At 35.9% G+C, this 23239-nt stretch carries 18 protein-coding genes; 10 read left to right on the top strand and 8 right to left on the bottom strand.

The features are described 5' to 3' along the window. Positions 1-1116: asparagine synthase (glutamine-hydrolyzing) (asnB, locus tag P278_RS04535; RefSeq protein WP_038263050.1), on the bottom strand; the 1116-nt coding region annotated here is incomplete at its 3' end. A 433-nt stretch (positions 1117-1549) separates the two neighbouring features. On the opposite strand from asnB, the gene P278_RS04540 reads away from it, so the two are divergent. From P278_RS04540 to P278_RS04555, 4 genes are read left to right on the top strand one after another with little or no spacing between them, the layout of a single operon-like run. After that, a complete protein-coding gene (locus P278_RS04540) occupies positions 1550-2677 on the top strand; it encodes a DegT/DnrJ/EryC1/StrS family aminotransferase (RefSeq protein WP_038263052.1) in 1128 nt (375 codons plus the stop codon). Next, positions 2677-4632 carry a polysaccharide biosynthesis protein gene (locus tag P278_RS04545; protein ID WP_038263056.1) on the top strand — a complete coding sequence of 652 codons (1956 nt, stop codon included), beginning with the start codon at positions 2677-2679 and terminating at the stop codon, positions 4630-4632. Before P278_RS04540 ends, P278_RS04545 begins: the two co-directional genes overlap by 1 nt. A 37-nt stretch (positions 4633-4669) precedes the next feature. Then, positions 4670-5449: a polysaccharide biosynthesis/export family protein gene (locus tag P278_RS04550; RefSeq protein WP_038263059.1), complete on the top strand. Its 780-nt coding sequence runs from the start codon at positions 4670-4672 to the stop codon at positions 5447-5449. A gap of 29 nt (positions 5450-5478) precedes the next feature. After that, positions 5479-7857: a GumC family protein gene (locus P278_RS04555; protein ID WP_038263108.1), complete on the top strand. Its 2379-nt coding sequence runs from the start codon at positions 5479-5481 to the stop codon at positions 7855-7857. A 510-nt stretch (positions 7858-8367) separates the two neighbouring features. Here the strand turns inward: P278_RS04555 and P278_RS04560 are convergent. The 5 genes from P278_RS04560 to P278_RS04575 all read right to left on the bottom strand — a co-directional run bounded on the left by P278_RS04560 (position 8368) and on the right by P278_RS04575 (position 11547). Beyond that, entirely contained in the window at positions 8368-8937 is a 570-nt protein-coding gene (locus tag P278_RS04560; RefSeq protein ID WP_038263061.1) for a uracil-DNA glycosylase family protein, read from the bottom strand. Positions 8938-8960: 23 nt separating this feature from the next. Continuing rightward, complete coding sequence (locus tag P278_RS04565) at positions 8961-9350, bottom strand: group III truncated hemoglobin (RefSeq protein WP_038263064.1); 390 nt, start codon at positions 9348-9350, stop codon at positions 8961-8963. A gap of 14 nt (positions 9351-9364) precedes the next feature. Next, positions 9365-9799 (bottom strand): RrF2 family transcriptional regulator, encoded by a 435-nt coding sequence (locus P278_RS04570; RefSeq protein ID WP_038263066.1) that lies wholly within the window; start codon positions 9797-9799, stop codon positions 9365-9367. Between the two features lie 107 nt (positions 9800-9906). Beyond that, on the bottom strand, positions 9907-10035 hold the full coding sequence (locus P278_RS16820) for a hypothetical protein (protein ID WP_255084339.1): 129 nt from the start codon (positions 10033-10035) through the stop codon (positions 9907-9909). A gap of 153 nt (positions 10036-10188) precedes the next feature. Continuing rightward, positions 10189-11547, bottom strand: coding sequence for a pyridoxal-phosphate dependent enzyme (locus tag P278_RS04575; protein ID WP_038263069.1), 1359 nt, complete (start codon positions 11545-11547; stop codon positions 10189-10191). A gap of 130 nt (positions 11548-11677) precedes the next feature. On the opposite strand from P278_RS04575, the gene kdsA reads away from it, so the two are divergent. Then, complete coding sequence (gene kdsA, locus P278_RS04580) at positions 11678-12496, top strand: 3-deoxy-8-phosphooctulonate synthase (protein ID WP_038263072.1); 819 nt, start codon at positions 11678-11680, stop codon at positions 12494-12496. Here kdsA and P278_RS04585 read toward each other — a convergent pair. Then, a complete protein-coding gene (locus tag P278_RS04585; RefSeq protein ID WP_038263075.1) occupies positions 12491-13471 on the bottom strand; it encodes a helix-turn-helix transcriptional regulator in 981 nt (326 codons plus the stop codon). The two genes, kdsA and P278_RS04585, sit on opposite strands and share 6 nt — an antisense overlap. 77 nt (positions 13472-13548) lie before the next feature. Here P278_RS04585 and P278_RS04590 point away from each other — a divergent pair, with 77 nt between their 5' ends. The 5 genes from P278_RS04590 (at position 13549) to P278_RS04620 (ending at position 21816) form a co-directional block, all read left to right on the top strand. Further along, complete coding sequence (locus P278_RS04590; RefSeq protein WP_038263078.1) at positions 13549-15885, top strand: TonB-dependent receptor; 2337 nt, start codon at positions 13549-13551, stop codon at positions 15883-15885. Between the two features lie 19 nt (positions 15886-15904). Next, complete coding sequence (locus P278_RS04595; RefSeq protein WP_038263081.1) at positions 15905-16633, top strand: DUF4198 domain-containing protein; 729 nt, start codon at positions 15905-15907, stop codon at positions 16631-16633. A gap of 722 nt (positions 16634-17355) precedes the next feature. After that, complete coding sequence (locus P278_RS04610) at positions 17356-18921, top strand: PepSY-associated TM helix domain-containing protein (RefSeq protein WP_038263085.1); 1566 nt, start codon at positions 17356-17358, stop codon at positions 18919-18921. A 67-nt stretch (positions 18922-18988) separates the two neighbouring features. Continuing rightward, a complete protein-coding gene (locus P278_RS04615; protein ID WP_082436086.1) occupies positions 18989-20905 on the top strand; it encodes a TlpA family protein disulfide reductase in 1917 nt (638 codons plus the stop codon). Positions 20906-20985: 80 nt separating this feature from the next. Then, a complete protein-coding gene (locus tag P278_RS04620; protein WP_038263088.1) occupies positions 20986-21816 on the top strand; it encodes an META domain-containing protein in 831 nt (276 codons plus the stop codon). Between the two features lie 18 nt (positions 21817-21834). Here P278_RS04620 and P278_RS04625 read toward each other — a convergent pair whose 3' ends face one another. Continuing rightward, positions 21835-23043 carry an NAD(P)-dependent oxidoreductase gene (locus P278_RS04625; RefSeq protein ID WP_038263090.1) on the bottom strand — a complete coding sequence of 403 codons (1209 nt, stop codon included), beginning with the start codon at positions 23041-23043 and terminating at the stop codon, positions 21835-21837. Positions 23044-23239: the final 196 nt, after the last annotated feature.

Below are 23239 nucleotides of genomic sequence, written 5' to 3' on the forward strand. Positions count from 1 at the left end.
ACGGTGTAAAGAATCGAAATGGGTATATCCTAAAAAACTTTCATCACCTCCATCCCCCGACAACGCAACAGTGATATGCTTCTTTGCCACAGAATTAAGTAGTAGAGAAGGTAAAGCCGAACTATCAGCAAAAGGCTCGTCATACACAGCTGTTAATTTTTCAACGAGTCCTAATATGTCAGAAGAATTACAGAACGTGGTCGTGTGATTTGATTTTATAATTTCAGCATATTGTTCTGCCAAAGCACTTTCATCATAGTCCGGATGATCAAATCCAATGGAAAAAGTATTGATTTTATCGGGTGAAATTTTAGACGCTATTGATGAAACCAAAGCGGAATCGATGCCACCGGATAAAAAGGACCCTATTGGCACATCAGATCTTAATCGAATTTTTACAGCATCGGTTAAGAGCTCATGAAGCTCCTCTTTTGCCTTGTTGTAACTAATGTTTCGTTGTTTAACCTTTTTTAAGTCCCAGTACTGATCAATTTGTACCGCATTGGTCTTATGATCTATGATCATAAAACATCCGGGAGGGAGTTTGTAAACGTCATTTACAATGGTATAAGGAGAAGGTATAAACATGCAGTCTAAATAAATGGAAACTGCTTCTTCATTGATCGTTTTATTCTCAAGTAATGGTTTTATCTGACTGCAAATCTCAAAATGCTCGTCATTTAAATAATAATAGAATGGTTTTACTCCTAAGCGGTCACGTGCTGAAAATGAACTGTTATTATCAGGATTATATATGCTAAAAGCAAACATCCCATTGATCTTGTCAAGTACGCCCTCTTTCCAATGGTAATAACCTATTAAAAGTACTTCAGTATCACTTTCCGTATGAAAGGTATAGCCTAGTTCTGTAAGTTCTTCTTTTAATGCCAGGTAATTGTAAATCTCTCCATTATAAACAATATGGAGCCCTTTATATTGCATGGGTTGATTAGACCTTTTATCGAGATCCAAAATGGATAGTCTTAAGTGTCCGAGGGTAAAATCGTTAATCTGTTGGATCTCCATATGATCCGGACCTCTGAAAGAGATAGATTGCAATTTCGATTTTACTTCCTCTCGACGGTAAGGAATATTTGTAAAATATATACCACACATATATAATGTATTCTTTATAACAAAAAAATAATAATATTTAGTAGTGTACAATTATTGTATGTGATTCTCTATCAAAAGCTTAAAAATATGGTTGTAAAGAGAGGAACTTTTTATACCTCAAATAAAACAGCCATTAACCGAGCATTTTTCCATCTTCAACGATTTAAGTACTTCATATATTCCGTCTTCCTAAACTTTTTATAATTTTATGTCACGATACCACGTATTGAATTGATTAATAGCAGAGAATTGATTGAATAGAGAGGGTATTAGTTATTTCGATTAAATTAAGTCAGAACACACTTTTGATTATCCAACCCCTGTGTGTCTGATTTTTCCTTACCCTTTTTATATCCTTAATAATTGATTAATAGCAAGCCCAGGTTTTGCATACTTAACTGTCTGCATATGGTTTTAATCATTTAAGGATATTATGACAGTTATTACCAAATCGAGAATATGGTTGTCGTCGCCTCATATGAGTGGACGGGAACAACTTTATGTAGACGAAGCATTTAAGACTAATTGGATAGCTCCGTTAGGACCTAATGTAACTGCTTTTGAAGAACGCTTAGAGCAGCATCTGAATGATGAAGTTTTTGTTGCTGCCTTGAGTTCAGGTACTGCAGCTATACATTTAGGTTTAGAATTATTAGGAGTGTCTAAAGGCGACGAAGTGCTTTGTCAGTCCTTTACTTTTACGGCATCTGCAAATCCCATTACTTATTTAGGAGCAACCCCGGTTTTTATAGATAGTGAACCGGAAACATGGAATATTAATCCTGAATTATTAGAAAAGGCGATAAGGTCAAGGTTAGATGCCGGGGTAAAACCCAAAGCTATCATAGCCGTACATCTCTATGGAATGCCATACCAGGTGGCAGAAATTAAGGCCATTTCTGAAAAGTATCAAATTCCCGTTTTGGAAGATAGTGCAGAGGCACTAGGAAGTATGTATCACAATAGTCAATGTGGAACACTGGGTGATCTTGCTATTTTGTCCTTTAATGGCAATAAAATAATTACAACCTCCGGAGGGGGCGCCCTGATATGTCGTTCAACAGAACAAAAGCAACGAGCCGTGCATCTGGCTACACAAGCCCGCGATAATGCTCCTCATTATCAACATTCCGTAATCGGATACAATTATAGGTTAAGCAATGTATTGGCTGGTATTGGAAGAGGACAAATGGAAGTACTGGATAAAAGAATTTATGCCAGAAGAGCTAACCACGCTTTCTACAAAGCTCAGTTAAATGAAATCGATGAACTAGAATTTCTACCCGAGCCTGAAGGCGTATATTCAAACAGGTGGCTAACTGCGATATTGACACCTTCGTATGAGATTAGAGAAAAAATTCGCTTAGCACTGGAGGAAGAAAATATAGACTCCCGTCCGCTATGGAAACCTTTGCATTTACAACCAGTTTTCAAGGATCACATGTCATTTGACAATGGTTGTTCGGAAGATCTATTCAACCGGGGATTATGCTTGCCAAGTGGATCAGACCTCACTCAAGAAAATCTTTACCACATCACTCAAGTTATTAAATCTATATAATGAAACTTAAAAATTACGTACTCTATAATTCACAAAGATATGCCTCTCAATGGCTGGTTTTAGCTATTGATTTAACCATAGTTGTTGTGTCTTTTATGATGGCTTATTTAGTTAGATTTAACTTAACACTGAACTTTGACACCACCTCGTTTTTAAAACAGCTACCCATCGTATTTCTAATTACCCTAGTCAGTTTCCTTATAGCTAAATCACATAAAGGTGTGATTAGGCATACCGGTTTTAGAGATATCATTAATGTGTTTATTGCTATAGGTATTTACTTTTCAATCACGGTTTCTTTTGTTTTGTTGAATAGAGAAACTGATATGGTAGCCGGATTTACCATTCCATTATCTATCATCATCATACATTCTTTATTGAGTTTCGTAGCGATGAGCTCCAGCAGAGTACTCTTTAAAATGACCTATAAATACTTGTCATGCCGAGCCCAATATGGTAAAAATATTGTAATCTATGGTTCTGGTGATGCGGGTATTATAACCTTTAATGCCTTAATATCGAATCCAAGTGAAAAGGTAAATATTATCGGTTTTATCGATGATGACGAAACTAAGGCAGGAAAATCCATTAATGGCGTTCCAATTTTTGAGCGTAGAAAATTAAATCCCGAATTCGTTGAGAATAATAAGATATCTGAAGTAATTGTATCGATTCAAAAATTACCGGTTAAAGAGTTCAGAGTATTGGTAAATGATTTAATAGACCTTTCCCTGGAAGTTAAGGTGGTACCTCCATTTGAAAATTGGATTAATGGTGAACTGAATCCAAATCAAATAAAACAAGTACAAATAGAAGATTTACTCGACAGAGATCCTATCGATATAAAAAATCCTGTCATAGAGAATGAGCTTGATGGAGAAGTAGTATTGGTTACCGGTGCTGCAGGATCTATCGGAAGTGAATTATCAAGACAAATTGCAAACTACAATTACAAGCAGCTAATCATGATCGATCAGGCAGAATCGGCCTTGTACGATCTGCAACAGGAGTTGGTTCAGTTGAAAGTTGAAAATATAATTCCAATTGTAGCGGATATCAGAGATAAGACTCGTATGGATTATATCTTTAATAAATACCGTCCTACAATGATCTTTCATGCAGCAGCCTATAAACATGTCCCTTTAATGGAATCAAATCCCTATGAGGCTATTAAAATTAATATGGGAGGGACTAAAACAATTGCTGATGCGGCATCGTATTACAAAGCGAAAAAATTCGTGTTCGTTTCCACAGATAAAGCTGTTAACCCTACCAACGTAATGGGAGCAACCAAAAGGGCCGCAGAAATGTATATCAGCTGTATGCAATACGAAAGTAATACGAAATTCATCATTACAAGATTTGGAAATGTACTGGGATCTAACGGCTCTGTAATTCCATTGTTTAAAAAGCAAATTGAAAAAGGAGGTCCGTTGACCGTTACGCACAAAGAGGTTACACGTTATTTTATGACTATTCCTGAGGCATCTCAATTGGTGCTGGAAGCCGGAGCAATGGGAAAAGGAGGAGAGATCTTTATTTTCGATATGGGAGAATCTGTTAAAATATACGATCTGGCCCTTAATATGATACGTTTATCAGGCCTGAATTATCCAACTGATATAGATATTGATATAACAGGTTTGAGACCTGGTGAAAAGTTATATGAAGAACTATTAGCCAATGGTGAAAACACATTGCCTACGTATCACGACAAAATTAAAATAAGTAAAACAAGACCTGTAGATTATAGAAGAATCAAACCTATTATTGAAGAAATATGTATTGCCAATTTCTTTCAGAATAATAACATCGTACTAAAGATGAAAGAACTGATTCCAGAGTACATTTCAAACAATTCGCACTTCGAAAAATACGATAAAAAACAGGAAAAACTTACCGATAATCGAAAAAAAGTACTTACATCGAATTTCTTTGAAAGGGTGAATGAATAATCCTTAAATTGAAGAAAATCAGGTAAAAACATTACTAATGAATCTAAGATTTAGCACCTTTAAAAAGGTATGTTATACAGTACTGTTGAGTTTATTTTTTACAGCATGTGCCTCAAGAGAAGACGTTGTTTATATGCAAAATGCTAAGAAATTTGAAACCGTAGTTAATACAGATACTTTTGAACCTAAACTGAAAGTTGATGATATATTAAGTATATATGTTTCAGCATCAGACCCTGAATCAGTTAAGCCCTTTAATCTGATTAAAGGAATTACCAATACAGGAAATCCACAAGAGTTGGATTATCTGATTGATAAGGAAGGAAATATTGATTTTCCTGTCCTTGGCAAAGTGGAGTTGGTTGGACTCACTACAGAACAAGCCAAGCAAAAAATTCGGGAGATTTTGCAAAAGGACTATTTGAAGGATCCTATAATTAATTTGCGAATCAAAAATTTTAGGGTTACCATTTTAGGTGAGGTCAATAAACCCGGTACTTATACGGTAGAGAGCGAACGCGTAACCATTTTTGAAGCGCTTGGATTAGCAGGAGATCTCAAGATAAAAGGAAAAAGAGATAATGTATTGGTCATTAGAGACTTTAATGGAACAAAAACTTATACCCGGGTAGATTTAACTTCAAAAGCCTTAATCAACTCTCCTGTTTATTATTTAACGCAGAATGATGTGGTATATGTGGAACCAAATAAATCTGCAATTACTTCCGCTTCACTCGATAACAGAGTTACTATTGCTGTATCCATTTTATCGATGTTAGTAACCTCAGCAGTCGTAATTATAACTAATAGTAATTAGGAGGAATTATGCAATTAAACGGGCATATAATGAAAGTGAATAAAAAGACGGACAACAATAATATTAGAGAGTATCTTCTAAAATATGGTAAGCATTGGAAATGGTTTGTGTTATCTGTTTCCACGATAGTAGTTTTAGGCTATTTTTACATTAGATATACCATTCCTGAATATGCCTCCAATGCATCCGTAATGATTTTGGAAGATAAATCCAGTTCATCTGAAAATGCTATTTTTCAGGATTTAGGAGTGTTTGCTAGCAACTCAAGAAAAGTTCAGGACGAGATTGAAGTGCTAACCTCCAGGTCTGCTTTTATAGAAACCGCAAGACGATTAAACCTTAATATTCAATATTTCAACAAAGGAAGAATCATTGAACCTCAAATTTATCCGAATATACCAATCAGTGTTAATTTCTTTTCAACGGACTCCATCATTTATAAATCGAGATTATCCGCAAATCTTAAAATTATATCAAACAATAGGTTTTCATTTAACGAGAATTCCGGTTTGGAAGAAGAAACCGTTCCTAAGAACTATTCTTTTGGAGAAAAGTTTACCACCTCCCTTGGTGAGGTTATTATTACTCCTTCACCCGATTATATTTCTAATTATATCGGGAAGACTATCAAAATGGAAATAAAACCACTTGATCAAGTGGCACAGGGTCTGAAAACAAAAGTGATGGCTATACCCACTGAAGATAATTCTAATGTTGTCGATATAGCAATCAATAGTGAAAATAGACAACAAGGAAATGACATCTTAAATACACTGATAGAGGTCTATAAACAAAATATAGTAGACGAAAAAACGCTGGTGTCCAAGAATACAACTGATTTCCTGAATGATCGAATTAATCTGATCGCAGCCGATCTGGCTGATGTAGATAATGTAGCAGAACGTTTTAAAACAGGAAACAGGCTAACCAATATTGCAGCTGATGCAGATATTTACCTTGAATCAGGTTCGGCCAACGAACAAAGAATGGTGGAGACCGGAACAGAATTAAGCATGGTTAACTTTATGAAGGAATCATTGGATACCCAAAAGTCCTTCGAATCAATTCCGTCTAATATGGGATTGTCTGATGAGGGGATCACAGAAATCACCTCTAAATACAATAACCTTGTTTTAGAGCGTCAACGCCTGCTTAAAAGCTCTAATGAAAAGAATCCGGTAGTTGTCAATCTTGACCAGCAACTGGAAGGGCTAAAACAATCAATGAGCCAGAGTTTAGACAATTTAAGTAATACCTTAAAAATTAAATATAACGATCTGCAGGATCGGGCCTCCCGAATTAACTCAAGAATTTATTCGGTACCCGGTCAGGAAAGGAAACTAAGAGATATTCAGCGGCAGCAGCAAATAAAGGAATCACTTTATCTTTACTTACTGGAAAAACGCGAAGAATCTGAAATAGCTACAGCATCAGTATCACCAAACCTTAAAATAATTGATAAGGCTTATGTGGTAAGCAATACTCCCGTAACGCCCAAAAAGAAATTCGTCTATCTGGCAGCTATCATCATAGGAATGTTTATTCCGTTTTCAATCCTTTATGCTCAGGATCTGTTCAATAATAAAATTTATAATAAAGAAGATTTACAAAAACTGTTTCCTGATATTCCTGTTCTTGGCGAATTACCCAAGATCGATGATAAAAAGGAAAAAGCTATTAAGATCAATGACAGATCTATATTAGCAGAGTCATTCAGATTGATCCGTACCAATCTGGATCACGTAATGAAAAAGCAAAAAAATAAAAGAAACAATAATGTGGTTTTTATAACCTCAACGATTAATGGAGAAGGAAAATCTTTTGTAGCATACAACCTGGCACTGACATTGGCATACTCGAATAAAAAAACCTTAATAATAGGAGGTGATATCCGTAATCCGGGTTTAAACTTGTTTTTAAATGGGATCCCAACCAATGTCGGATTGACAGAGTATTTACAAAAAGCAGAAATTGAGGTGGAGGAAATTATTAATCCTATTTACAATGATATACCTTTAGATATCATCCTCTCCGGTAAAATTCCACCAAATCCGGCCGAATTATTGATGAGTGACCGTTTAGGGTATCTATTTGATGCGGTAACAGATATTTATGATTACATTATAGTAGATACCGCTCCTTCAATGTTAGTAACAGACACGCTTTTAATCAGTAAATATGCCGGACATACAATCTATTTAACCAGGGCAGAATATACCGATAAACGTATGCTCGATTATCCAAGGGAACTTTTCGACGATCATAAGTTAAATGGAATGGTTATGGTGGTCAATGATGTAGATACTTCAAACTTTAGCTATGGAGGCCGTTATGGATATGGTTATTACGGAACAAACAGGAAAGCGAAAAAAGTTAAGAAAAAGCGTTTTGAAAAGGTGAAAATTTAAAATTCATTGTGTTTTCAAAAAGATTAATAAATCGGGTGGGATACTTCTCAAGGAGCCATCTTTTAGTTATTGCTTCTTGATGTGGCGGTGAGTTTAATCACTAATTAATTCAAACCTTCCGGAGTTTAAGTTATTAAAAATGCGTTTTTAAACATACAGCTTTTCGTTGGTAGGAAGAATCATAAGAGAGCTTCTGACGATTAAATAATTTTCTACAATACTCCAAAAGAAACGGTAGCATTTGTCCGTTTTTGCACTTTTTTGCCGCTTTATATAGATGGATACAATAGCATTCAAATTGTTTATTGAACTTGAAATTTCACCCGTTTTAAGTCAAAATTACCTATGGTTTAATGGGTAGTTACGGCATAGTTCAAGTATGGATAAAGCATGGATAAAGTATGAACACATGTATTTTTGTATAAAGTAATACAATTTGTTTTCATTAGAGCTATAAAAATTTTTTCAAGAACTGGGATTAAAGTATTTAAAGAAGATGATTATAGTCATTTACAGGATTTCTTTGATCAATTCCTCTAACCTGGGTAATATTTCAATTTCAAACCAGGGATTCTTTTTAAGCCAAAATCTATTCCTTGGAGAAGGATGGGGAATAGGCAGATAGCTTGGTAAATATTGTTCATAATTCTTAACTGTTTCTGTCAGGGTTTTTCTAACATTCCTTTGTAAATAATACTTTTGAGCGTATTGACCTATCAAAATGGTTAGTTGTACTTCGGGCATATTTGAATTGAGCTGTGAATGCCATAAAGGAGCGCATTCAGGACGTGGGGGTAAATCACCAGATTTACCTTTACCAGGATAACAAAACCCCATTGGAATTAAGGCAAAATTTTTAGGGTCATAAAATTGTTGCTCATCAACACCCAACCACGATCGCAATAAACGTCCGCTTGGATCGTTCCACGGGATGCCGGTTTTGTGAACTGATGTTCCCGGAGCCTGTCCGATAATTCTAACTTTTGAATGTTTGTGGGCAGAAACAATAGGGTTGGGAGCAAAGGGTAAATGGTTTTTACAAAGGGTACAGGCTTGTATTTCCGAAAGCAGCTTTTTCATGGATATAGTGTTCCATAATTTGGTTAGAATAGTGGTGTGGATGAATTTTTACGATGGAAACTAATCTTGTAATAAAACATCTGCGCCATTTTCTCGGCTCTCCATTTTGCTTCCTCGGCTTTATCTCCTTTAAAAAAAGAGTCTACCGTGTTTCGAAATATCGTCAGCCATGTTTCAAAATGTTGCTTTTCAACAGGTAGATTTGCATGAGGCATAAAGGGACTTCCCCGATACGTATGATGATCTAAAAGAACAGTTTCCCAGAAACGATACATTTTTTCTAAATGTATGTTCCAGTTATCTTGAATAATGCCATTAAAAATAGGGGAGAGTAGCTTGTCTTTTTTTATTTCATCATAAAAGCTATCTACCAGTAGTTTAATATCATCCAGGTTTGTAATATCACTATTCATTTTACCGATTACTTTTACTGTTTTAAAAAAGCGATTCCTTTATCAAGGTCTTTGGCTAATTCAGTAATAGAGGTTGTTTCTAACATTTCCCTCAATTCTTCACGAATATTTAAAAACTTAAAGTGCACCGGACAAGGATGTTCTTCGTTACACTCTTTTAATCCCAAACCGCATCCCTTGTATATGTTATCGCCATCAATGGCTTTAACAATCTGGTAAAGCTTGATATCATGAGAACCACTACGCAGCATCTCAAATCCGCCAAGAGGTCCCTTCACAGAATGAACAATCTGGCTTTTTACTAATTGTTGCATTATTTTGGCAGTAAAGGCCTCGGGTGAATCGATAGCTTTTGCTATTTCTCTAATGTTAACCCGACGTTGATTTAGTGATTGCTCAGCTATATATAGGGTTGCTCTTATACCATATTCACAGGCTTTTGAAAACATATTGATTCGATTTGATAACAAATATATAATAAAAAAGATTTTTTTGTCTTAAATAAAGAAATAAAAAAAGCCGCAATAAGCGGCTTTATCCATGTTCTTCTTTTTCTCTAATGAACAATTCCTAAAATACCTAATATTGTGGTAATAACCACCATGCCTAATACGGCCAATAAAAGGAATACAATGATTTTAAGAAAACCATTAAGAACTGCGTTTTGATGTACAATTTGCCCCATAAGATATTTATTTAAAGTTAATCTTCGATCTTAATTTTAAACAGACTTGGGGCGATTGTCGATCTCTAAATTACGAAAAATCAGTGTATTAACCAATTTTTATAGGCTAATTCCGATTAAATGCTATAAAAAAGATTGTTAATATCTCAAAATCTATAATGCGCTGATAATGTCGTGTTTAGTTATAATACGGTATTTTCCATTGCCTGCATTAATAAGCACCGCCTTGTTCTTTTTGTTAATAAGTTTAGAGATATTTTCAATAGACGTGTATTCATTTACAACAGGATAAGGTGCTTGCATAAAGTCTTTTATGGGCTTATCCACCACATTTTTATCATCCATCCAGGCTTTAAAAAGATCAGATTCATCTATGGAGCCCACAAAACCTTCACTATCGACAATTGGTAGCTGGGAGATGTCATACTTCTTCATGCGTTCTACAGCATGCATGACGAGCTCTTCAGTTTTAACTGTAATTAGTTCTCCTTCTTCTTGCCTGCTAACGAGATCTGCAGCCGTTTTGATATCAGATTCCAGAAATCCTCGATCTCTCATCCAATCATCATTAAACATTTTGGCTACATACCTGCTTCCATGATCATGGAAAAGCACCACTACAATATCATCCTTTTTAAAGTGTTCTTTTAGTTGTAATAGCCCTTTAACTGCTGCTCCTGCAGAATTACCGGCAAAAATACCTTCTTGTCTGGCTAATTTTCTCGTGTAAATAGCGGCATCTTTATCCGTAACCTTTGTAAACCCATCTATTACACTAAAATCTACATTCTTAGGTAAAATATCTTCTCCAATACCTTCAGTGATATAAGGGTAAATTTCATTTTCATCAAATACTCCTGTTTCATGATACTTTTTGAAAACCGAACCATAGGTGTCTATTCCCCATACCTTAATACGAGGATTCTTTTCTTTTAAAAATCTTCCTACTCCGGATATAGTACCACCGGTTCCAACACCCACTACAAAATGAGTTATTTTACCATCCGTTTGTTCCCATATTTCCGGACCGGTCTGTTCATAATGGGCAGCTGTGTTGGCAAGATTGTCATATTGGTTTACATACCAAGAATTCGGGGTCTCCTCAGCAAGTCTTTTTGAAACTGAATAATACGAACGTGGGTCCTGAGGCTCAACGTTTGTGGGACACACAACAACTTCGGCTCCTACGGCCCTAAGGATATCTATTTTTTCTTTTGACTGTTTATCATTGATAACGCAAACCAATCGGTATCCTTTAACAATGGCTCCTAGGGCTAATCCCATACCCGTATTCCCAGACGTTCCTTCAATGATGGTACCTCCCGGTTTCAAAAGCCCGGAAGTCTCCGCATCCTCGATCATTTTAATGGCCATTCGATCTTTTACGGAGTTACCTGGGTTGAAACTTTCCACTTTTGCCAGGACCAGGGCCTCTATTTCATTGGTGAGTTCGTTTAACCTAACCAAAGGCGTATTGCCTATGGTTTCTAAAATGTTATGTGCGTAGTTCATTAGTTTGTAGTGTTTCAGATAAAGATATACTAATAAAAATAAAGCTATACGGATGGTCGTATTTCCCTTGTGTTACCTTAAAGGATTATAAGTATTAATTGCTTATTTTTGCCTGATAAATATATTTACAATGAAGTTAGACAAAATTCCACAAATAAAACATACTGATGCTGGTAACTTTTTCCTTTTGGCAGGCCCATGTGCCATAGAAGGTGAAGACATGGCATTAAGGATTGCTGAACGTGTAGTAGAAATAACGGATAAACTGAATATACCTTATGTCTTTAAAGGAAGTTTCAAGAAGGCAAATAGAAGCCGTATTGATTCTTTTACAGGTATTGGTGATGAAAAGGCCTTAAAAATATTAAGAAAAGTATCTGAGACCTTTAATGTACCAACAGTAACAGATATTCATGAGGTAACAGATGCTGAAAAGGCTGCTGAATATGTTGATATTCTGCAGATACCAGCCTTTTTGGTAAGACAAACAGACCTTGTAGTAGCAGCGGCCAACACCGGTAAAACAGTGAATCTTAAAAAAGGACAGTTTATGAGTCCTGAAAGCATGAAACATGCCGTTAAAAAGGTAATTGATTCTGGTAATGAGCAGGCTATGATCACTGATAGAGGAACGATGTTTGGGTATCAGGATATGATTGTTGATTTCAGAGGGGTACCTACGATGAAAGAATATGCTCCGGTTGTTTTGGATGTGACCCATTCGCTACAACAACCCAATCAAACCAGTGGTGTTACAGGAGGGCGACCAGATATGATTGAAACCATTGCCAGAGCGGGTGTAGCAACTGGTGTCGATGGACTATTTATGGAAACGCATTTTGATCCGGCTAATGCAAAAAGTGATGGAGCTAATATGCTTCACCTTGATTATCTGGAAGGACTATTAACCAATTTGGTAGCCATAAGAAAAACTATCAATTCGTTATAAACTGTCTCTTAGTTTTTTGGGACTGATACCATGAAATCTTTTAAATGCAGCACTAAAATGTGTTGCATTTTTGTATCCAATGGTTTCTGATATTTCATAAATCGGGACTTCAGTTCCCTCCAGTAGCTCTTTCGCTTTTTGCATTTTCACTTTTAAAGCATAAGCACCAACAGAAGTTCCGAAAACTCGCTTAAACTCTTTTTTAAGAATATATTCATTCAATCCAACCTCTTTACAAAGACTTTTGATCGATAAGTTCTCATTCATTCGTTCGCGGAGAATTTGAGTAATCGAATATAGTTTTTTAATAGTACAGGAGGTATTTACTTTTACTCCAATGTTTTTCCTGGTTTTATAATTATCGATCTGGATCGCAATAAGCTCCAGGATCTTAGACTCAAGGAAGATCTTATAGGATATTCCTTTGTAAGCCCTTTTTGTAATATCGCTTATAATGCTATAGAGTTCATTGGTCATAGGGATGATGACATGGCCATCAGGATCTCCAATACGCTTAAAGAAGGTGTCGTTGTTGAGGTCGTGTTTTAATAGAAATTCATCCGATAGTTTGATATTTACCTCATGATGAATTTTACCACCAGATACTTTGATGTCGCCTTTAAAGTTTGTAAAATTTAATAAGTAGGAGTCCTGGTCTGCATAAATGTATTCATTGCCATTCCTGCTATTGGTTAGAATAGTCTCTCCTTTGATAAGAAAAGACAGATGTTTCCCTTCATAATCATTGTTCATGCTAAGAATAAGGTCATTTTCCAAGCTAAGTTTTTTTATAGAGATATAAATATCCTCAAAGGTATATACCTCAATAGTACCTCTACCTAATTCAGGTAAGATTTTATATTGCTTCTTTGTGATCCATTCTGAAACACTTGAACCAGTTTCTATCCCAATCAATTCGTGGATTGGAATCAAACAACTCAAGGTGTTTTTTGTTTTACGTCTTTTTTCCTCCATAAATCGTCACTAAGACCTTATGCACTTCTATTATTTTTGCTTCAAATTTATTTAGACTAATTATAAATAAAAAATTTATGAAAGGAATTTTTACTATTTGTGCGAGTTTATGTCTGATAATGAGCGCATTTGCACAAAGCAGTGTTGTAAGAGGTAAAGTGGTAACTTCAGACGGTGTACCGATACCATATGCCAATGTGTGGCTAGATCAAACCTCAAAGGGTGGCATAACCAATCAGGATGGAGTATTTGAAATTAAGAATATTGATAAGGGTATCTATACGCTGATGATTACCAGTGTGGGATATCAGAAATATCAAAAACAAATTAGATTTTCCAGGGAAATAGTATCCCTTCCCGCAATTGTATTAACGGAAACAACTGAATCTTTAGACGAGGTAATCGTGAATGGAAATGGTAAAAGTGATTTTATCGTAAAGAAACCTTCTTCATCCTTAAGACTCACTACAGAGACTATAAAACTTCCTCAAAATATTCAAATAGTTAGTGATGAGGTGCTTAAAAATCAAAACATTACCAATATGATGGAGAGTGTTACCCGAAATGTTAGTGGTGCAATGATGATTGAACATTGGGGACATTTTGCAAGAATAAATATGCGAGGATTTAATTTGCCGGCTTTCAGAAATGGAATGAATGTACAGATGCCCTGGGGGCCATTATCACAGGATATGAGTATGGTTGAACAAATTGAATTTGTAAAAGGTCCTGCTGGTTTTATGCTATCTGCCGGTGAGCCGGGAGGGTTTTACAATGTCGTAACTAAAAAACCAACCGATCAACAAATTAATGAGTTGACTTTTACCGCAGGAAGCTTTGATAACTACCGGGTGACTTTCGATTCAGGAGGTAAATTAACTTCAAATGGAAAATTAAAATATCGTTTTAATGCCATGGTTGAAGATGGGGAATCGCATATTAAATACGACGAGAGCAGTCGTTACAGTTTAGTGCCTGCAATTACCTATGAGATTTCAGATAATACGACCTTTACTAATGAATTTACTTATCAGAATGCCGATATGATCGTAGGATCAGCATATGTTTTTGCTCCGACTGAGCCTGGCTTTGAGGCGGTAGACAGAAACTTTTCATCAATTGATGAAGGAGCTCCTGTATCGAATATCGAAGAGTATAGTTTGACCTCAAATTTCACCCATAAGTTTAATGACCAATGGAATGTAAATGCCCAATATATGTACATGAGATACAATGCCGAAGGAGCAAGTTTTTGGCCCCGGAGCGTTGCTGAAAATGGAGATATGATCAGGGGAGTAAGTATATGGGACGCTCTAAGTACAAATCAATTAGCCCAGGTGTATTTGAATGGAGAATTCTATACCGGAGGTATAAAGCATAAAGTAATGGGGGGATATGATTATAGAGATTTAAAGTACTATGCCGACTGGGGTCAAGGCGCTGCTATCGACGAAACACCTTTCAATATTTATAATCCTGAATACGGGAATGCAGTTTGGCCAGATTTCGACAGATCTGAGTCAGTTAAAGTTCGTGGAGAAGGAAATTTACAAGGAACCAAGTACAACGCCTTTTATGTACAAGATGAAATATGGATGTTGGATGATCAATTAAGAGTAACCCTTGCCTGTCGATATACGGATGCCGAGATCTTTGCCTATGGAGACTCCAGCAATGAGTCTAAATTCACACCCCGCGTAGGATTAAGTTTCGATATCCTTCCAACACTTACAGTCTATGGATTATATGACCAATCGTTTACGCCTAATTATGGTATAAGCCGAACCAATCAAAAGTTTGATCCGGTAGAGGCAACCGATATTGAGGGTGGAATTAAGAAGTCATTTTTCGATGGACGATTGACTACGGGATTAACGACTTATCGGATTACCAAAAACAACATTTTAGCAACCGATCCGGAAGATGTGAACTTCTCTGTTCAGGTAGGACAAGTAACTTCACAAGGTTTAGAATTTGATCTGCAAGGCGAAATTACGCCGGAGTTAAACGTGGTTTTAAATTATGCCAATACCAAGGTAGAAGTAACTGAAGGGAATGAATATTACCTGGTCGGTACGCGTTTGGCGGGACATGCTAAGCACATCACTAATGGGTGGTTCAATTATAACTTTAATAACGACAGTGCTTTGAAAGGCTTTGGTTTATCGTTGGGATATCAGTATCAAATAGACAGATCTTCCTGGGCATGGAGTGCAGGTAATGAAGCCATATTACCGGACTACTTTAGATTAGATGGAGGATTGAGTTGGAATAACGACCATTTGAGGGTCAATCTGAACATTAACAACATTCTGGATGATTATCTCTATTCTGGTTCTGCTTACAGTAGCTATGTGTATTGGCAAAGTGAACCGGGTATTAACGGTAGACTTACCCTGGCTTATAAATTCTAATCTATTAAATTTTTAAAAAATGAAGAAGAATATACTCTTAGTATTAATGCTTTTTTTAGCTACAAATACATTTGCACATTACTTATGGATTGAAACCAATCCGGTAGGTAAGGAGCATGAAAAACATGAGATTAAAGTTCGATTTGGAGAATATACTTATGGTGTAATAGAACAAGTAAATGGGGAAGCATTTCAAGGAGTTAATGATTTTCAGCTTTGGCTAATTGCACCGGACGGATCCAAAACTACTTTAACGGTTAATCCTGAAAAAGATCATTACACTACCTCTTTTGTTCCCACTCAAAAGGGGACTTATACCATCGCACTCGATAACAAAAGCATGAAAGTTCTGGATTATACAGCCTATGACTTCGGAATTTTTAAACCTCAATACCATGCAAAAGCAAGGGTAGTGGTTGGTAATGCAATTGATAAAACAAAAGAAACGAATCCGGAGGGTATTGAAATTATTGATTTAAGTGACGATAAGCCGGGGAAAGATCAACAGGTAACCTTAAAAGTTCAATTTAAAGGCAAACCATTAGCAAAGAATGAGATTGTTATTTATGTGGCAGATCTATGGAGTAAAACTTTAGAAACAGACGAAAACGGACAAGTGTCATTGAAGTTACCATGGCAAACCATGTATACAGTTGAGGTAACTTACAATGAACAAGTGCCGGGCAGTTTTAATAATACCGCTTATGAATTTATCTGGCATTGCGCAACCTACTGCATCCCATTGTAGGCCTTGTTTAATTGTTTGAGTTAATAGTTAGTTAGTTGTTAGACCCCGGATTTTGTTCCGGGGTTTTAACCATTGAATTTAAAAAGTTTGAAAAGTGGTAAGTATTACAATGACGATTATAGCATTAGGATTCTTTTGTTTATACAATACGTCAAGTCGCGCAATTATAAATAAAGAATCGAATTTTAATAAATGGATTCAATTCATTCCATTACCTGGTGAGTATTTAGGCGTCGGACTACTAATACTCGCCTATCTGCTTTTTTGTGTTGTCTATGGCATTGGAGGAGGAATTTTATTGGCTACAGTAACTCTAATGACAATTGGGAGTCTTGTAGTATTACTTCATCCCTTACAACACTTTAAATGGAGACATTTATTTATTGTATTTATTATCTCATTAGTCTTAGAAACTTTCATTTTTTGATATGCCGGCAAATAAAAAATATTTAACAAGTTCTGCATTACACCGAATCTTAAAAATAAGTGCAGGATTGATAGGGGGGTATGTAATCACTATAGCAGCACACTTATTTCTCTCATTATGGTTTGATAAAAATATAATCATGATAACGATGAGTTTTAGTGGTTTTATTCTATGGGCGCTATTGCTTTTGTTAGCTTTCCTATTTCGAAATGGATGGAATGCCTGGGGCATTTACCTTTTAATAGCACTTTTCTTATTAATACCTTTTTATTGGTTCAACTTCTAATTCTTTACTATGGATAAACGATTATATAATATTTTCTTTCATACCCATACTATTAGTGGCATTTTTATAAGTGCCATTTTATACGTCATCTTCTTTACCGGATCGTTCTCATTTTTCAGGGATGAAATTATCAATTGGGAGCGTAATGAATCTGTTGACGAAAACTTTGTTGCTTCTATTGATTTTGATAAGGCATTAGATACTCTCAAAAATACATACGATTTATACAACAGGGATATAACCATTAATTGGCCACATGCGGAGAGGCGCATTAACTTTAATCTTACGGGCTCTAAAGACAGTCTTTCTTCAGCATCAGATAGGACACCTTCTTTCTTTTATTTCGATCCTGAAACTTCTCAACAAACCACTTATGTTGAATCTTATTCCCTCGGGGAATTTTTATATCGCTTGCATTTTTTAGCTCAGATTCCCTATCCTTATGGATACTATCTATCGGGTTTTGTCGCCTTTTTTTTCCTGTTTGCCATTATTACCGGAATATTGGTTCACTGGAAAAAAATCATTCCTAATTTCTACATTTTTCGACCCAAGGCCAAACTAAAGGCCTTATTTACCGATGCCCATACTGCCTTGGGGGTTATAGGATTACCATTTCAGTTTATCTATGCTGTAACGGGTGCTTTTTTTATGATTAAACTCTTATTGGTTGCACCAGGCTTGATTACTTTGTATGATAACGATCAAGAAAAATTGTATCAAGAACTTGGCTTTGCTCCAACACCACATGACCCGCATCATAAACGACTGGATAAGGATTTCAGGATTAATGAGTACGTGTTAGATGCCCAAAATACCTGGGAAAACTTTAGGGTAACCAAGATCTTTTTAAATAATTATGGAGATACTAATATGCATATAATTATAGAAGGGGTAACGGATTATAGAGCTAAGATGAATGGTGCCGGAAAGCTTGTTTACAATGTATCACAACAAAAGGTAGTAGCTCAAAAGAATCCTTATATCGAATCAACCTATATCGATGCCGTTAGAAATTTGATGTATCGATTACATTTTGGCGATTATGGAGGAATGGGATTAAAGGTCATTTCGTTCGTTTTAGGATTAATTGGTTGTTTTGTAATTATTTCAGGGATACTTATTTGGCAGATTGCCCGTGATAAGAGACACCTTGAAAAGTCTAAAAGGATATTTAATAACAGTTTATTCAATGTGTATATGGCCATATGCATGTCAATATATCCAATAACCGCATTCACATTTATAGCCGTTAAAATGAATGGAAACGCTTCGCAGGGATTTATATATAAATGTTTTTTTCTAAGCTGGTTGGCACTCAGTGTCTTATATTATTTGAAGGGGGATTATAAGTTTATGTGTAGGAATAGCTTATTGTTAGGCAGTGTGTTTGGATTCACAATTCCGATAGTGAATGGTATTGTTACGGGAAATTGGTTCTGGATAACTTTTAGAAAAGGTTTTCTGGATATTATGTTTATTGATGTGTTTTGGCTTATTACAAGTATCCTGGTCTTTTTAGTGTGGATTAAAATGAGGTTAAAAATCAACAGCATGTCAGAAATAAAGATTTAAATATCGCAATTTTCTGACATAAATTGTATATTGGGATGTTCAATCATAAAAACATAGAAGGAAAATTATGAAACTAACATCTTATTTTTTAGCTGTTTGCACGGTTTTTATAATGATTTCATGCCAACAACAGCAGCAAGCTGAAGATTCCGGACAACAAATGGGATCTTTATTCATTTCAAAAGAAAAGCCACAACCGGGAGATTCCCTAAACCTTAGGTATAGTTCGGACGAAGAAGTTTCAGATGCTTACTATTCCTATGCAGTACACGATACTTATTATCCGGTGGACATCGATTTTGAAAAGAAGGAGGGTGCTTGGGAAAGTACAATTAAGGTTCCTGATTCTGCTACTGCTTTAATCTTTAACATTAAGGCAGGTGATGAGGTTGACGATAATGATAAGAAGGGATTTGTTACTTATCTGTATTCATCCGAAGGAGCTTTAGTTCCCGGGTCAATGGCTAGTGCCGGGGCATATTATATGAGATATGGTAGCCGATTGAATTTGGATATTGAAAACGATTCAATTATTTCGTTATATCAGGAAGATTTTAAAGCAAACCCTGCTATAGTTGAAGAATGGGACTTTAATTATCCACGTTTTTTATACAGAGAACAAAAAGAAGCGGGAGAAAGCTTTATTAAATCACGTATAAGTGCCATCAACCAAAAGAGTTCTCTGGATGAAGATGACTACAGAACATTGGTAGTTTTGAATTCAACGATTGGAAACGATTCTGTAGTTGAGGTTCTTAAAACGAAGGCAATGGAGGAATTTCCTAAAGGGAAGTTAGCACAGGAAGCTGTTTGGATGGATTTCTACAGTGAAAAAGACCTTGATAAGAAAAAGGAATTGTTAGCTGAATTTAATGAGACTTTTGGTAAAAACGATTTAAGTGACCGAATGAATTATTATATGGCTAGTGGTTATGCTAAGGATAAGGATTTTGAGTCTTTTGCTGTATACGCAGCTAAGCTTCCAGACAACCAACAAAAAGCCAGTTTATATAATAGTATTGCCTGGCCAATGGCCGAGGAAGGTACTGATCTTGAGTTTGCTGCTGGTATTTCTAAAAAATCATTAGATATTTTAGATTCCATGAAATCGGATATTTCTGAAAAACCGGATTATTTTTCTGTGAGTCAGTATAAGAATAATATAGAAAGTACCTATAAAATGTATGTAGATACCTATGCTTTACTTCTTTTTAAGCAAGGCAAGGTTAAAGAAGCGATCAAGAACCAGGAAGTTGCCGTTGGAGAAGATGGAGGAGGTGCTGAACCTAACGAGCGTTATATTCAGTATTTATTGGCTGACGGAAATAATACCATGGCACAAGATAAAGCTGAACTTTTTATAAAGGAAGGTGCTGCCACTGATAAGATTAAAGAATATTTACAGGCTGCATATATGTCAAATAAAGGTTCAGATGAAGGATTTGAGGCTTATTTGAAGGAACTTGAGGGTATTGCATATGAAAAGGCGAAAGCTGAAATTGAAAAGACTATGATGGATGAAGAGGCTCCAACATTTCAATTGAAAAATTTGCAAGGAGAAGATGTGGCCTTAAACGAATTAAAAGGAAAGGTTGTTATCGTGGATTTCTGGGCTACCTGGTGCGGACCGTGTAAGGCTTCTTTCCCGGGTATGCAAAAGGCTGTAACCAAGTATAAGGACAATCCAAATGTTGAGTTCTTATTCGTAAATACTTGGGAAAGTACTAATGGCGATGCAAGACAAAAATCAGTTTCGAGTTTTATAGAGTCTAATGAGTATACTTTCAATGTATTGATGGATACTCCTGTAGAGGAAGGGAGTCGTGAATATGACGTAATTGGTAAATATGAGGTTTCCGGAATACCTACTAAATTTATAATTGGTCCTGATGGTAAGATTAAATTTAAGTCAGTAGGATTTAGCGGTAGTGATGCCAAATTAGTTGATGAATTAGAGATTATGATTACGTTGGCACAATCTTAAAAAGGTTAATATAAATCTAACGATAGTTTATAAAGGTAATCTAGTTTTTAGATTACCTTTATTGTTTAAATTCAAGAACAATGAAAAAAGTAGTTTTATCAATTTTAGTTTTAGGGATGTCTTTAACGGCTTGTAAAAAGAATAAGTCACAGGAAGAAGCAGATAGCACCTCTACGGTAGATACGATGTTAGTTAAACAGGAAAAAAGTACGAATGATTCAAAAACAAGTGAAGCTATGAATACTGACAGCAGTGTATTCTTTAAAGGAGTGGGTACAGAGCCTTTTTGGAGTATTGAGATAGCTGATAATATGATAAAGTTTACTTCGCTAACAGAGGCTCATAAGCAATTTACAGTGCCCGGAGTAGAGCCGATCAGAGCTGCTGATGCCAATGTTAAGTTATATAAGGCGGAAGTTGAAAGTGGATCTATGAATATTCAAATAGCTCAGGGGGCTTGTTCTGATAATATGTCGGACAATGAGTTTGGATATAAAGTTAAGGTAGAAATAAAGAAGGGTAATGAAACCGATTATACAATTTATGAAGGGTGTGGAAATTACATAACTGATTACAGATTGAACGACCTGTGGGTTTTGGAAAAATTAGGAGAAGAAGAAGTAACGGTTGACATGTTTACCAAAGAATTACCTAATATGGAAATCAATACCAAAGACAATAAGTTCTTTGGTTACGCAGGTTGTAATAATATGCGGGGTTCCATCTTTTTTGAAAAAGGTTTATTACGTTTTACGCAGGTGATCAGTACTAAAAAGGCCTGCATGGGTGAAAATAAAGAAGATGAGTTTTTAAAAGCATTACAAAGCTCAGTGGAATACAGGATAGAGGACAACAGACTGTATTTGTATAACGATAACGGAATGCAGTTGGTGTTTAAAAAAATCGATTAATAAAATAATTCTGGGGAGTTAGACCAACTCCCCATTTACATAATCCTGCAGGTATTCATATCGCTTGGTAAGATTACCATCTTTAGTCATACGAGCTCTTTCCAGGATTCCATCTTTATCGTTGTTAAAAAATGCGGGAATTACATATTTAAGGAACATTTCACCAAAACCTTCACTGGCATCCCTCGGGAGTTCACAAGGAAGATTATCTACTGCCATTACGGCAATAGCTTTAGGGGCCTTATAATCAATTTCTTTTTCAGTTTGAGGGTCATATCCATAAATAGGATCTGCGATTGTTGAGGGTCTGATGGTGCAAGCTATAGGTCCATCGATATCACAACTAATATCTGCTACTACTTTAATTTTAAAGTCCGCTGATTTGGCATCATCTCGGGTAAATAAATACGGAGCCCCTTCGCCAAAGAAATGTCCTGCAATATAGAAGTCTGTCACTTTGGCAAATTTCATGAAATCAGATTGATACGCATCCGGGTTTTGGTAAAAGTCTTCTTTGTTCAGGAGTTGACCATCTTTTCGTTTGTTGTAGTCCAAAACATCAACCTGGCAATAGACAGGTTCCTCAAATGTTTTGTTTATATATTCATCAACGGTGACTTTTTTAAGATGCATTGCATCCAGCATTTCTTTCGCTCCATTACCTACACGGCCGGCACCAGTAAGCAGGATTTTAATATTGGGAAGGTGAATGCGATTTAGGGCATCGATCAGTGCTTGCTGATTCGGGAGGTTTTCAGCTTTGGGTAAATTGAAGGCATCATTTTTTAAGCCATACGTTCTAAACCCGTTATAAGCCCCAACAATTCCAGCGTAGCGTCCGAAGGCTACTAACCTGTAACCTTCAGGAGCTGTTATGACTTCATGGTCATAGAGCTCAATATTTTTCTCCAATATTGCTTTTAGAAGATCACGGTTATAAGGTTGTTTTTTAATAGTGTGCGAAAAGAAGAAGTATTTCTTATTGGGAATTAACGCTTCAATCGGCACCTCTTTAACCCCTAATAGCACATCACAATCGGAGACATCGTTTACTATTTCCAATCCGCTGTTGAGGTATTCTTCATCTTTAAAGACTCTGATATCGGAGCTTTCGACTGCAATACTCGCGTTGTTGTATTGGTTTAGCAATTGTGTACAAGCTTCCGGTGACAGAACCACTCTTTTATCAGGTGGATTTTTACGTTCTCTAATGATTCCGAATTTCATATATTTTTATAACTTTAATAGTCTGATAAGTTTCAAATGTAACATAAGTGAACTTATGACACAAAACTTTTTTTGGAATAATTTTTGATTTACCTTTGTTGGCCTCCTTTAAGATTAGGGTGTTCAATTAAAGCGTTGCACATAATGCCTAAAAGGTTATAAAGGTAACCGAGGAGCTAAAGTAGTAAAAAACGTT

The organism is Zhouia amylolytica AD3 (assembly GCF_000511935.2).
Taxonomy (GTDB): domain Bacteria; phylum Bacteroidota; class Bacteroidia; order Flavobacteriales; family Flavobacteriaceae; genus Zhouia; species Zhouia amylolytica.